The sequence below is a fragment of the Leucobacter insecticola genome (assembly GCF_011382965.1).
Lineage (GTDB): Bacteria > Actinomycetota > Actinomycetes > Actinomycetales > Microbacteriaceae > Leucobacter > Leucobacter insecticola.
Map to the genome: position 1 here is coordinate 1,291,244 of NZ_CP049934.1, position 13,298 is coordinate 1,304,541.

11 protein-coding genes and 2 pseudogenes are annotated in these 13,298 nt (G+C 63.6%); 6 read left to right on the forward strand and 7 right to left on the reverse strand.

The window, feature by feature from the left end; translation table 11 throughout:
* Nucleotides 1–82 precede the first annotated feature (82 nt).
* Nucleotides 83–556 carry a MarR family winged helix-turn-helix transcriptional regulator gene (locus tag G7067_RS05845; protein WP_244301294.1) on the forward strand — a complete coding sequence of 158 codons (474 nt, stop codon included), beginning with the start codon at nucleotides 83–85 and terminating at the stop codon, nucleotides 554–556.
* On the opposite strand, the gene G7067_RS05850 is transcribed toward G7067_RS05845, so the two are convergent.
* The 7 genes and pseudogenes from G7067_RS05850 to G7067_RS05875 form a co-directional block, all read right to left on the reverse strand.
* Nucleotides 525–1,859, reverse strand: coding sequence for a flavin monoamine oxidase family protein (locus G7067_RS05850; protein WP_166322686.1), 1,335 nt, complete (start codon nucleotides 1,857–1,859; stop codon nucleotides 525–527). The genes G7067_RS05845 and G7067_RS05850 overlap by 32 nt on opposite strands.
* 30 nt (nucleotides 1,860–1,889) lie before the next feature.
* Nucleotides 1,890–3,409: pseudogene (locus G7067_RS05855) on the reverse strand (APC family permease).
* A 220-nt stretch (nucleotides 3,410–3,629) separates the two neighbouring features.
* Nucleotides 3,630–4,535 (reverse strand): TIGR01777 family oxidoreductase, encoded by a 906-nt coding sequence (locus G7067_RS05860; protein ID WP_166322688.1) that lies wholly within the window; start codon nucleotides 4,533–4,535, stop codon nucleotides 3,630–3,632.
* Between the two features lie 33 nt (nucleotides 4,536–4,568).
* On the reverse strand, nucleotides 4,569–6,743 hold the full coding sequence (locus tag G7067_RS05865; protein WP_166322690.1) for an MMPL family transporter: 2,175 nt from the start codon (nucleotides 6,741–6,743) through the stop codon (nucleotides 4,569–4,571).
* 237 nt (nucleotides 6,744–6,980) lie between these two features.
* Entirely contained in the window at nucleotides 6,981–7,808 is an 828-nt protein-coding gene (locus G7067_RS05870; RefSeq protein ID WP_166322692.1) for an SDR family oxidoreductase, read from the reverse strand.
* An 11-nt stretch (nucleotides 7,809–7,819) separates the two neighbouring features.
* On the reverse strand, nucleotides 7,820–7,951 hold the full coding sequence (locus tag G7067_RS14660; RefSeq protein ID WP_280115764.1) for a hypothetical protein: 132 nt from the start codon (nucleotides 7,949–7,951) through the stop codon (nucleotides 7,820–7,822).
* A gap of 110 nt (nucleotides 7,952–8,061) precedes the next feature.
* Nucleotides 8,062–8,292, reverse strand: coding sequence for a hypothetical protein (locus G7067_RS05875; protein ID WP_166322694.1), 231 nt, complete (start codon nucleotides 8,290–8,292; stop codon nucleotides 8,062–8,064).
* A gap of 290 nt (nucleotides 8,293–8,582) precedes the next feature.
* Between G7067_RS05875 and G7067_RS05880 the strand changes: the two genes are divergently transcribed.
* The 5 genes and pseudogenes from G7067_RS05880 to G7067_RS05900 all read left to right on the forward strand — a co-directional run bounded on the left by G7067_RS05880 (nucleotide 8,583) and on the right by G7067_RS05900 (nucleotide 13,165).
* Entirely contained in the window at nucleotides 8,583–9,395 is an 813-nt protein-coding gene (locus G7067_RS05880; protein ID WP_205881236.1) for an ABC transporter ATP-binding protein, read from the forward strand.
* Entirely contained in the window at nucleotides 9,392–10,090 is a 699-nt protein-coding gene (locus G7067_RS05885) for an ABC transporter permease (RefSeq protein ID WP_166322698.1), read from the forward strand. The genes G7067_RS05880 and G7067_RS05885 overlap by 4 nt, the downstream gene beginning before the upstream one ends.
* Nucleotides 10,009–10,758, forward strand: coding sequence for an ABC transporter permease (locus tag G7067_RS05890; protein ID WP_341872874.1), 750 nt, complete (start codon nucleotides 10,009–10,011; stop codon nucleotides 10,756–10,758). Before G7067_RS05885 ends, G7067_RS05890 begins: the two co-directional genes overlap by 82 nt.
* 11 nt (nucleotides 10,759–10,769) lie before the next feature.
* Nucleotides 10,770–11,714: an ABC transporter substrate-binding protein gene (locus tag G7067_RS05895; protein WP_166322700.1), complete on the forward strand. Its 945-nt coding sequence runs from the start codon at nucleotides 10,770–10,772 to the stop codon at nucleotides 11,712–11,714.
* A 27-nt stretch (nucleotides 11,715–11,741) separates the two neighbouring features.
* Nucleotides 11,742–13,165 (forward strand): annotated as a pseudogene (locus tag G7067_RS05900) (mycothione reductase).
* Nucleotides 13,166–13,298 lie beyond the last annotated feature (133 nt).

Sequence of the window (13,298 nt, forward strand, 5' to 3'; positions counted from 1 at the left end):
CCCTGCGCGAACCGTAACGAAATGGATCAACGAAGGCCATTTCGGGGGATAATGGAGTATGGCGTCAGGGAAGGAGCGAGACGTGACGCAGACGGCTCCCTCTGCTGAGCGTGCACTCCAGGAGATGGAAATGTTGCGCGCAATCCGCGGTTTTGGTGATGCTCAGGATCGCATGCACGGCGGCATGAAGCACGGCATGGACATGAACGCTTCTGACCTCGCAGCGCTGAGGCTCATCATCATTCGCGAGGAGCAGCAGCGCACGGTAACTCCGCGCGAGATCGCAACTCATCTGCGCATTTCGACCGCATCGACGACCAAATTGTTGGACCGCTTAACCGACTCAGGCCACGTGCGGCGGGTTGCGCACGCAACGGATCGCCGTGCACGAGTGATCGAACTCACCGACACAGCTCGCACCGAATTCTTTAGACTGTTCGGCCCGCAACTCTCGGCCATGCGCGACGCCCTCAGCGGGTTTTCGGACGATGAACTCGCCGCCGCATCCCGTGTGATCGCGGCCGTTAGCGCGGCAATCGATCCGGAAGCTGGCTAAGCGACACCTCGCGACCAAGGATGTTTCGGGCGGCCCTGTGGCCTGAGAGCAGCGCCGCGGTCACGGTGGCGGGATCGTCCGTCCAGGTGGCCTCGCCAGCAATGTGCAGCACGCCCCCGACCGGGGTGGCAAGCAGGTCGTGGTCCTCGGGTGTCGATCCCACCTTCATGTATGCGTAGGAGCCGCGGGCGAAAGGATCATCCTGCCAGTCGGTAATGTCTACCTGGATCGGCTGAGGTACCCGATCCCCATAGAGCCGCTGCAGCGCCTCCATGATGGAGGTAACGATTGCCGACTCGTCCCACTTCCGGGTCGCGACCGCGCAGGGGCCGGCTGCGAAGGTGAGGAGTGTCGGTTCGCCGTGCAGTGCCGTCAGGTCGTACCAAGAGTGCCACCACTCGCCAGCTTTTCCCTGCTGCCGAATCGCGTACACGCCATCGTCCCAAAACTTCCGGGGGAAACGGAGAAACACCTTCTCGAAGTTGTTCATTTCGAGCCGGTCGAGCGCACCAGCCACCGGTTCAGGAAGCGCGGGCGTAATCTTGAAATCAGCGGACTTGAGCACCCCGACGGGGACGGTGACCACGGCTTGGGCCGCGGTGAAGTCACCATGATCGGTGGTAACGGTGACGCCGCCGTCGGCCCACGCCACTTGCGATACCTTGTGGCCGAGACGCACATCGAGCCCGTCACCGAGGCGAGTAGACAGCACGTCATAGCCGTCCGGAAACACGACCTCGTCGCCGTCGATCGAGTCGTCATCGAGGCCGTGTGCGTCGAGGTCATCGATCCACACCCCGTACTGCTCTTCGCTGCGGTGCCGCAGGTATTCGCGCACCCGCATAGTCCGCTCGGGATCCCACCCCTGCTGGGCGAGTGTTGCCTCGACGGCTTCACCATACGAGGTTCCCGGAGCAGACACCGCGATCAGCTCGGCGAGCTGCGCGTCCACAGCGTGAATATCAGCGACGTAGGCAGCGGCCTCAGTATCACTCAACCGGATGCCGTCGGGGGAGTAGTGAGCAATGGGGCGGCTGTCCGCTTGATAACCGCCAACGGTGAACTCAACGGTCTTCATGCCGAGCTGATGCACAAGATCCGCGAGCGGGCTGTTATTGATGCCGTGGATCCAGGAGGCCCCGCGGTCGGTAATCGTGCCGTCGGTGCGATCTGTCCAGAGACGGCCCCCGAGGCGGGTGCGCGCTTCGAGCACCACCACGTTCTGTCCGGCCTGAGTGAGGAGTCGTGCAGCGGTGAGCCCAGAGACTCCCCCACCAATGACGACGGTATCGATGGTGTTCATGCAGTCTTCTCCATCATGCTGATTCTGTGTTTACTCATCGGGCACCAATACAGGTGTGTCGCGGTTCAGGCTTTCCCCGCGGAAATATGCCTTGGAATTGGGTCGCAGCCACCACAGACCCATAAGCACGAAGCCGATCAGGATCGCGCCGACGCCGATGACAAACGCGCCGCCGACCCCGAAGAGCACGGTGTAGCTGTACTCGACACTGATCATGTCGATCGCCGATTGCACGAAGGCGTATCCGAGCATCAGGCCGCCGAGGGTGGGCAGGATCCCGCGCATCCACAGATTGCGGGCGCTCTTGCCGAGAGTGTCGCGGAAGTACCAGACACACGCGAACGAGGTAATGGAGTAGTAAAGCGCAACAGCGAGGCCCATAGAAGTGAGGGAATCAGCAAGCATGTCTTCGGAGAGGATCGACATCCCGACATAGTAGACGATGGCGGCCGCACCCATCACGGTCGTCGAGAACCACGGCGTCTTGAACTTGGGGTGCAATTCCGCGAACTTTGCGGGCAGCGCGCGGTAGACCGCCATCGAGAGCGTGCCGCGGGCGGTGGGCAGGATCGTGGTCTGTGTCGATGAAGCAGCAGACAGCATCACACCGAGCAGCAGGAACCAGCCCCACGGGCCAAAGAGCGCGCCGCCGAGCACGGTGAACACGTCATCGATGTTCTCCGGGTTAGTGAGACCCAAGCCTTCGGATTTGAAACCGGCGAACATCATGACTGCCACTGAGATGCCGACGTAGAGCACAATGAGTACCGCGATGCTTGACAGGGCGGCACGACCTGGAGTCTTACGCGGGTTCTTGGTCTCCTCGTTGAGCGCGAGGCACGTGTCCCAGCCCCAGTAGATGAAGAGTGCAAGCAGCACGGCCTCCATGAAGCCAGACCAGGAGGTGAGCTGTGCGGGGTTGAACCAGTTCCAGTCAAAGTCGATAGAGCCGGGGTTGCTTCCGCTCAGTGAGTGGAAGAGCGCGAGGCCGCCGAAGAGTGCCATAGCGACGATCTGGATCGTCATGAGCACCATCTGCAGGCGCTCACCGATCTGCACACCGACCGTGCTCACGAAGGTCATGATCGCCATAAAGACCACCGAGGTGATGATGACGATGGTGCGGTTCGCGGCGAACTCTTCATTGCCGAGGAGGAGCCAGAAGTACTGTCCGGTAATCTCGCCGACGTTGGCGAGCACCATCACGGAGGCGACCGCGACCGACCAGCCGCCGATCCAGCCGGTAACGGGCCAAACGCCTTGGCACCCCATACAAACGTCGTGCCGCAGTCCGGCATCTCACGATTCAATTCTTGGTAGGCGAAAGCCGCGAAGACCATCGGGATACACGCGACGATGAACACGAGCGGAGCTTGGGCACCCACCGCAATGATCACATAGCCAAGTGTCGCTGCGAGCGAGTAGAGCGGAGCGGTTGAAGCGAGGCCGATGACGGTCGAGCCGACCACGCCAAGGGTGCCTTCACTGAGACCCTTGCCAACATGAATGTGGCCAGTTTCGGTGGCGTTATCCAGCGTCTTCTTCGACATACGCGTCTGCTTTCATGCTGTTCGATTTCGGTGGGCTCGATGCTGAGCCGAGCCCATCCTACTGAAGAATTGGCGAAGCCCTGAACGGCTTGTAGAAACCCATCACTGAGGATCATTGCAAACGACATACGGGAAGACCCCGGCACTGCGCAGAGGTGGTGCCGGGGCCGTCTCGAAGCGCTGGTATGCCCTTCAAGTTGGCTGGGTGTGGCCCTCGCACTCAGGAGCGATGCGACATCGCTGCGGTAATGGCGTCCGCCGCGCGGGGGTGCGCAAAGGTGAATCCGGCTGCCTCCAGCACCCGGGGTGCGGTGTTTGCATCCGTGAGGAGAAGGGACTCGGCGGTGTCTCTGCCGAGACCCAGGCGAAGCGCCCACGCGGGTGCGGGAAGCAAGAACGGGCGACGCAGCGTTCGCGCGAGTTCCGCGCCGATGTCGGTTGCGGTCGCGGGGGTCGGACCGCAGAGATTCACGGGACCGGCAACGTCCGAATCGATGAGGTGCCGGATCGCGCGCACTTCGTCCTCGAGCGAAATCCAGGGCCAGATCTGAGTGCCCGTGCCGAGCGGTCCGCTGATCCCGAGTTTGGTGAGCGCCATCATGGGTTTCAAGACTCCGCGCGGATGCAGCAGAGGCGCCGTCCGAAGCAGCACCACACGTGTCTCCGGACCCGCCTGCAGTGCGGTCCGTTCCCAATCAACGCACAGACCCGCGAGAAACGTCCTCCCCGCGTCATCCTGTTCGGTGAGAGGCTGGCCGGGCCGTGTCCCGTAGAAACCCGTGGCTGAGGCCGACAAAAACGCCGGAGCGTCAGCCCCGAGCTGCCGCAGCGCTCCCGCAAGTTCGCGGGTGGGAGTGAGTCGGGATTCACGAAGCGTCGTTCGGTACGCGGGAGTCCATGGGAGGCGCCCAATGCTCGCGCCATTGAGTCCGACCACGGCGTCCGCGCCCGCAAGGTGCGCCGGGTCGAGCGGTCCCTTGCCGGTGAGCCACTCGACCTCGTCGCTGGTGCGCGGTGGTCGCCGCACGAGCGTTGTGACGCCGATGCCGTCAGCGCGGAGCGAGCGTGCGAGCGCAGCGCCGATGAGCCCCGATCCTCCGGCGATCACCACCTGGGTCGTGCTCATGCTGCGCTCCTGTCTGCCACGGTGCGTCAGAGTCTACTCCGGCGCGTCCTTCCTGCTGAGCTTTGACGGCCACCAGATCTTCTTACCGATATCCGTCGCAAGCGCGGGCACGAGCATGGAGCGCACAACGAAGGTGTCGAGCAGCACGCCAAACGCGACGATGAACGCGAGTTGCACCAGGAACAGGATCGGGATCACCGACAGCGCCGCGAAGGTCGCTGCGAGCACGAGGCCCGCCGAGGTGATCACGCCGCCGGTGATGGTCAGACCGCGGAGAATGCCCTCGCGGGTGCCATGCTTCTGAGATTCTTCTCGAACTCGGGTCATCAGGAAGATGTTGTAGTCGATCCCGAGCGCGACAAGGAACACGAAGCCGTAGAGCGGCACCACGGGGTCGGCTCCCGGGAACTGGAAGATCCCGTTGAACACGAGCGCGGAGACCCCGAGCGCGGTGCCGAAGGACAGCACCGTCGTCAAGATCAGTAGAACCGGCGCGAGGATCGAGCGTAGGAGCAGCATCAAGATGAACAGGATGACCACCAGAATCACCGGGATGATAAGGTTTCGATCGTGGATCGACGCCTGCTTCGTGTCGACCGCTGTCGCGGTGACGCCACCGACGATCGCACTCGATCCGGTGAACTCAGCACGGAGATCAGCGACCGTAGCGGAGGCCGCATCTGAGTCTGCGGCGTCGGTCAGTGTGCCCTGGAGCAGGACCCTGCCGTCAATTTCCGTGGGAGCCGGGGCCGGGGTACCCGGAGGGCCAAATGCCTGGATGCCGTCGGCCGTGACCGGCGCGCTTCCGCTCGGGGAATCGGCGCTCGTGACCGCCACCGAGTCGATGCCCTTGGTCGCGAGCATGGTGTCTGCGGCCTGCTGCAGTTCATCCGCGTTCACGAGGACATAGGCCGGGCTGCCTGATCCGCCAGGGAAGTGCTCACCGAGGGCCGCTTGACCATCTCGGGCTTCAGAGCTACCGAGCACCAGATCAGACTGGGGCACGCCGTCGGCCTTGAGCTGGGTCAGGCCCAGCGCGCCCACCGCAAGGACAATCGTCGTGATGATCCAGATGGCGCGCGGCTTCTTCGTAATGAAGCCGGCGACCCAGTGCCACAGCCCCTTGGAGGGCATGCCGTTTTCTGCGGTGACGACCTCGGGCTCAAAGTGTGGGCGGCGCGGCCAGTAAGCGGCACGGCCAAAGGTAAACAGGAGCGCCGGGAGCAGGGTCAGTGCCGAGAGCATCGCAAACAGGATGCCGAACGCGGCAACCGGGCCGAGAGTGCTGTTGGACTTCAGGTCGCTGAGCAGCAGGCACAAAAGGCCCGCGATCACGGTGCCGCCGGAAGCGAGGATCGGTTCAAACGAGCCTTTGATTGCGCCCTTGATTGCGGCTCCCTTGTCTTGCACTTTGCGCAGCTCTTCTCGGAACCGCGCCACAACGAGCAGGGAGTAGTCGGTGGCGGCACCGATCACGAGAATAAAGAGGATGCCCTGTGTCTGCCCGCTGAGGAGCAGCACACCCGCCTTGGCGAGATTCCAGACAACGAGCAGCGCGACACACAGCGCGAAGAGGCTCGTAAAGAGCACCACCACGGGGAGGAGGAGTGAACGGTAGACGACGATCAAGATGATGAACACCGCGCACAGCGCGACAAGCAGCAGAATGCCGTCGATACCTGCGAACCCAGCTACAAGGTCGGCGGTGAATCCCGCAGGGCCTGTCACGTAGACGCTGACGCCCTCGGGGACTTCCTCGCGGAGGGTCTCGCCGACCTGATTAACCACTTCCGCGACTTCGGAGTCCGCATCGATCGGCACAAAAACCTGGGCTGCTTTGCCGTCCTCAGAAGGGAGGACGGGGGAGACTCCGCTGCGAACGCTCTCGATTGACTCAAGATCCTTGGCGGCTTCCGCAATCCCGGAGCTCTGCGCGGTGGTCAGTCTGTCGCTCGACTCGAAAACGATGACGGCGGGGATCGTGCCCTCGCCAAGGTAGTCGCCGAGCACTTTCTGGACCTCGGTGGCCTCCGCTGATTCGGGTAGGTAAGCGGTCTGATCGTTTGAAGAGACCTCTTCGATCTTGCCAAAGAGCGGTCCGCCAAGTCCGGCTCCGACGAACCAGATCAGGATCAGCACTGCGGGAAGAAACACGCGCAGCCAGCGGAATTTGGTACGGCCAGATTTGCCGTTCTGCGGCTGGTTCATGGTCTACCCCTATCACGATGATCACATATAGCTAGATAAGCTAGTTAAAGTTACCACCACAGGTGACCGATGTGCTATTCCTCTTCGAGTCTTTTTCGGCGGCGTCATACAGTCGTTATATTCGGGCTGAACATGTCGCTCCAGTGCCGTGCTTTACCGAGCCTGCATTTCAGTACCGAACCTGCGGTCAGTACCTGCAGGCTCGGCAGTGAAACGCAGGCTCGGCGGCGTTCTGGCCTAGCCAGCGAGCGCGGCAAACTTCGCCCGAATGCCCTCCTCGTTCCATGACCACACGTCATCCCCGCGCAACACCACATCGGCGCCGCCGTCGCAGTAGATCGTCTGGCCGCAGCAGTGCGTGTTCTCAACGGACGTCAACCAGATCAACAGATGTGCGATACTCTCGGGCCCCTGATGCGAGTTCAGGGGCATTGGCACTGCCGCGTCAACCATGGCGACGCCTTCCGGGGTGGTCAGGAGATCGGCTGTCATTGGGGTGAGGACGGTGCCGGGGCCGACCGCGTTCAGTGGGATCCCCGCCCCTGCCCACCGAGCGGTCGGTGCCTCGCGTCGCACCCAGCGTGAAATGGCTTGCTTGGAAGCCGAGTAGATGAGGTTGGCGGTCGCCGGATCGGCTTCGAGGGTGGATGCGATGCTCATGCTCATCGTCTCGTCGCCAGACAGCATTGCCTCCACGAGTGGTGGTGCTGTTGGCTGCGTCGATGCGATCGAAGAAATGAGAGCGACTCGTGGCGCGGGGGAGAGGGTGAGTGCGGGCTGCATCGCCTCCAGGAACTCCGTCATGCCAAAGAAATTGACGGCGGCCGTGATGCGTTTGGGGATCGCGAGTCCGGCGCAAGCGATGACCGCGTCGACCGTACCGCCGGCGATCCGTGTTGCTTCGGCGGCGGCAGCGAGGCGGCCTTCGCGGCTCGAGAGGTCGCCGACCACCTCTGTGCCCTTGAGGTCAACGCCAATGACGGTGTTGCCTTGCTCGACAAGTATCTGGGCGGTGGTCTTGCCGATTCCGGATCCTGCGCCGGTGATGACATATGTGCGTGACATGGTGTGTCCTTTCAGTGTGGGGATGGGGTCGTCTCGGTGCTGATATTGCCGAGAAAGCGCTGCATAAGCGCCGTGAGGGTGGCGACCTCTGTGGGATCCCAGGTCGCCGTGGCCTCCGCGACCATCTCGACGCCTGCCTGCACGAGGCGGCGGTAGGTGTCCGTTCCATGCGGGGTAAGGGTGACGGTGACTGAGCGGCGATCGCCCTCGGGTGTGGCGCGGGTGACGAGCGCGGCCTGTTCAAGGCGCGCGATCAGTTTCGACGTTGAGGGCGGCTGAGGTGGAGCCCATCGGCGAGTGCGCTTGGGCGCGCGGTGCCGCCCAAGAGGCCGAGAGCGTACAGCGCGTTCACGGCAACGGGGTCGAGTGTGACCCCGCACCCCGCGGTGATGCGGCGTTGGAAATCGAAAGAAGACCAGCGTGACATGAGCCCGGTCAGGGAAATGAGTAGCGGTTCATGCTGTGTGGCGTGTGGTTCGGCCATGTACTGACCCTAGGGTAAATAGTTGCTTCAGGCAACTATTTACCCTAGGTGAGCATCAGGGCGAGCCTCGCAGCCCATCCTGATGGCGGTCGCGCAGGCCGCAAGGCGGGGATATCCAAGCTGGTAGGCGGAGAATCGAGTGATCCGCCTTGATTTGGCTTTTCCATTGGTCTGCCTTGTCTACGTAGTGCTCTGGGTCCTGTTTTTGAGTGCGAATGCGAGGAACACCGCCCCATCCAGATAGTGTTGTTACCGCTGGTAGCCGAATGAGCGACCCGTGGGGGTGTGACGTGATCGAGTTTGAACACGTATCAAAGGTGTACCCCGGTGGCTCAGAGGCCGTCGGCGATTTTTCGTGCGTGATCCCGTCGCGTCGAACCGTGGTGTTCGTCGGTTCATCGGGATCCGGCAAGACCACACTCTTGCGCATGGTCAACCGCATGGTCGATCCAACCTCCGGACGGGTGATGATCGACGGTGAGGACGTGCGATCACGCAACCCTGTCGAACTGCGTCGCTCAATCGGCTATGTGCTGCAGCAGGGGGGCCTTCTCCCGCATCGCACCGTGCTCGACAACGTCGCGACGGTGCCCGTGCTCCGCGGAGTGTCTCGGGCGACCGCCCGCAGCAATGCGCTCGGGCTCCTCGAACGGGTGGGACTCGATCCCGCGCTCGGCAAGCGCTACCCGGGCCAACTCTCCGGCGGGCAACAACAGCGCGTGGGGGTGGCCCGTGCGCTCGCCGCAGACCCGAATATCCTGCTCATGGATGAGCCGTTCGGAGCCGTTGACCCCATCGTCCGGCGGGATCTGCAGCGGGAGCTGATTCGCCTGCAGGCCGAGCTCAGCAAGACGATCGTCTTTGTGACGCACGATATTGAGGAAGCGTTCCTGCTCGGCGACGAGGTGCTGGTGCTGCGGGAGGGCGGCCGCATCGCACAGCAGGGTACGCCCTCGGAAATCATGGCTTCTCCGGCCGACGACTTCGTCCGCAGTTTCGTCGGCGCGGATCGTGCGGAGCGTGAACTGAACACTGTCGAGGTAGACGGCCGCAGGCTCGTGATGGATGGCGATGGCCGCCCGGTGGGGGTACTCGCGCCGTGACCTGGCTGCTTGCCAATTGGCAACAGGTGATTGACCTCGCTGTCGATCACCTGTTGCTCAGCCTTCCCGCGATCCTACTGGCCGTCCTGATCTCGATCCCCATCGGCCGCTTTGCCTTCAGGCGGCCCCGCGTCGGTGGCCCGCTGTTGTCGGTCGCGACCCTGGCGTATGCGATCCCGGCGCTACCGCTATTGGTCATTGTGCCCGCGATCCTCGGTGTTCCTCTGCGGTCCTGGCAAAACATGGTCGTGGTGCTCACGATTTACGGCATCGCGCTGCTGGTGCGCACCACCGCGGATGCCTTCGCCTCCGTCGACGCTGAACTGCGCGACGCTGCTGTTGCGGAGGGCTTCTCGCCGCGGGGACTGTTTTGGCGGGTCGACCTGCCGCTGGCGATCCCGGTCATTATCTCGGGGGTCCGCGTCGTCTCCGTCTCGACCGTCAGCCTCGTCACCTTGGGGGCGCTCATCGGGGTATCGAGCCTCGGAAGGCTCCTCACCGACGGGTTTCAGCGCGGGATCGCCGCAGAAATCTGGACGGGCGTCATCGTGACGGCTCTGCTCGCTCTCGCGATTGATGGGATCGTGGTGCTGATCGGACGCCTCCTGACGCCGTGGGCGCGGCTGCGGCGATCCGGGCGATCACTCCGGTCTCCCTTGCCAGCCACGCCCGCCTCACCGAGGGCCGAGTCGTGAATCTCTTGAGCGACGCGCTCGCCTGGCTCTTCGACCCGCTGCACTGGCAGGGTGCGGCGGGGATCCCGTCACGCACGCTGCAGCATCTCGCGATTACTGCACTGACACTCGTCATCGCCTCCGTGATCGCGCTGCCGACGGGGGTCTTGATCGGACACACGCGGCGCGGCTCCGGGTTCATTGGTGGCCTCAGCGGTGCCGCGCGCGCGTTGCCGACCCTCGGGCTTCTGACGCTCTTCGGGTTGGCCTTCGGGATCGGGCTCACCGGGCCGTTGTTCGCTCTGATTGTTCTCGCGATCCCGTCACTACTCGCAGGGGCCTACGCCGGGGTACAGGCCATCGATCCCGATGTGCCGGCCGCCGCGAAAGCGATTGGCTTCAGCGCCCGCCAGGTGATTTTGCGCGTTGAGCTGCCGCTCTCTCTGCCTGTGATGATCGGCGGGATCCGCGCCGCAACGCTGCAGGTGGTGTCGACGGCGACGCTTGCCGCGTACACCGCAGATTTTGGGCTCGGGCGCTACATCTTCACCGGACTGCTGACTCGTGACTACCCGCAGATGCTCGCGGGGGCGTTGCTGGTAATTCTCCTCACCCTTGCGCTGGAACTGGTGCTCGCCGCCTGCCACCGCGCGGCAAAGTCTGCCTATCTGAACCGATCCACCGCGTGAAAGGCCCCGTCATGACTGACCAGACACCGCGCACACCGCGCACCGCAGCCAAGATTCTCGCCGCAGTGTCGCTTGTGGGTGCGCTCGCGCTCGCGGGCTGCGCGGCGAGCGACCCGCTCGCCGGAGACAACGGTGGCGGTGATGCCTCGCGTGACACGATCGTGATCGCTTCTCAGACCTACTATTCCAACGAGATCATTGCCGAAGCGTACGCGCAGGCGTTGGAAGCTGCTGGCTACTCGGTCGATCGACAGTACCGGATCGGGCAGCGGGAGGTGTACCTCACCGAGGTCGAAAACGGGGCTATCGACCTGATCCCCGAGTACAGCGGGAATCTGCTGCAGTACTGGGTGCCAGACACCGAGGCGCGCCTCAGCGATGATGTCTATGCCGAGCTGGCCGCAAACACCCCGAAGGGGCTGCGGGTGTTGGATCAGTCTCCCGCAACCGACCAAGACGCGTACATGGTGACCCGTAAATTTGCAGACACCTGGAAACTGAAAACCATTGCGGATCTGAAGAACGTGACGGTGCCCCTGACGCTGGGATCCACGTCCGCGTCAGAGGCCAGGCCCCACGGTACAGCAGGCCTGGCCGAGGTGTACGGTATCGACGGCGTGGCGTTTACGCCGATTGAAGACAGCGGCGGGCCGCTAACCGTGAAGGCGCTGAAGGACGGCACCGTCCAGTTCGCAATCATGTACACCGCGGATCCCAGCGTGCTTGAAAACGGTCTCGTCACGCTCGAAGACACCAAGGGTGTATTTCTTGCCTCCCACGTCGTTCCGCTCGCGAGTGACCGGGTGGACGCTGCGGCCGCGAAGATCGTGAATGACATCAGCGCCGCCATGTCGCCGGAGGACCTGGTCGCGCTCGGTTCCCAGAGCGTCAACGAACAGCGCGCGGCGGCAGACATCGCCGCACAGTGGCTCACGGAGAAGGGCCTGCTGCGGTGATCCGCCGTGAACAATAGGATGGCCCGTATGCACACGCTCACTGCAGATCTCGCGATCATTGGCTCAGGTTCAGGCAATTCGTTGATCACCCCGTTCTGGGATGACAAGAATGTGGTGCTGGCCGAGAAAAGCACGTTTGGGGGGACCTGTCTCAACGTCGGGTGCATCCCGACCAAGATGTTTGTGCGGCCCGCAACGCTTGCGCGCGCGCCCGAGGAAGCCGCGCGCGTGAACGTGACGCAGCACACCGACGGGGTCGATTGGCCCGCGCTCCGCGACCGCGTGTTCTCCCGGATCGACGCGATCTCGGAGGCGGGCGAGCGCTATCGCAGGGACGAACTCGACAATGTCACACTCGTGTCGGAGCGGGTGCGGCTCTCGGGGACGCACGCGTTTGTGGCGGACGGCGGCACCCGTGTCGAGGCTGCGCAGCTGGTGATCGCTGCCGGATCCCGCCCGCTCACACTCGACGTGCCGGGCATCGATCTGCCGCAGGTTCACACGTCCGATTCGGTGATGCGGCTCGACGAGCTGCCCGCGCGAGTACTGGTCGTGGGGGTGGATACATCGCGAGCGAATTCGCGGGGATCTTCTCCGGGCTCGGATCCGAGGTGCTGCAGGTGATCCGCGGCGAGCAACTCATGCGGCACCTGGATCATGACATCTCGGCACGGTTCACGACGGAAGCTGAGCAGCACTGGCAGATACGTCGACAGAGTGAACTCGCCGCAGTGCGGCCCGGACCCGGCAACCGCGTCACTGCCGAACTCACCGGGCCCGCGGGGGTGGAGTCGTGGCAGGCCGACGTGATCCTGATCGCGATTGGCAGACGCCCCAACTCTGATCTGGTGGGCGCCGCCGAGGCCGGGCTTGATCTGCACGACGACGGCCGCATTGTGGTCGACGAGTTTCAGCGGGTGCTCTCGGGTGGCGAGGCCGTGCCCGGGCTGTATGCGCTCGGGGATATTTCTTCGCCGCATCAGCTGAAGCACGTCGCCAATCACGAGGCCCGGGTGGTCGCGCACAATCTGGAACATCCCACCGATTTGCGCAGCTCGCGGCAGGACGCCGTGCCCGCGGCGGTGTTCAGCTACCCCGAGCTCGCCCAGGTTGGGCTGACGGAGGCGGAGGCCCGCGCGGAGATCGGTGCTGCTCACGTCACCACCAAGATCCAGCATTACGGTGATGTCGCCTACGGCTGGGCGATGGCTGAGGAGGCGGGCATCTGCAAAGTCATCGCAGATCGTCGCGACGGCCGGATCCTGGGTGCGCACATTTTCGGCTATCAGGCGTCGAACCTGATTCAGCCGATCATCACCGCGATGAGCTTCGGGATCGATGCTCACACCTTCGCCCGCGGCCAGTACTGGGTCCACCCGGCGCTGATGGAGGTCGTGGAGAACGCGCTGCTCGGCCTCGAGGTGCCCGTGGGGCCTCGCCCGCCCCTCTAGCCCTGTCCCAACAATGCCCGTCGAGAACATATGGTCTCGGCGACCCGCCACCGTTTCGGCGCGATTTTGATGGCGGCTCGGCGGCTTGATGGCGGCTCGCTGGAACAGTTGGGATCATCGACCCTGTGCTCTG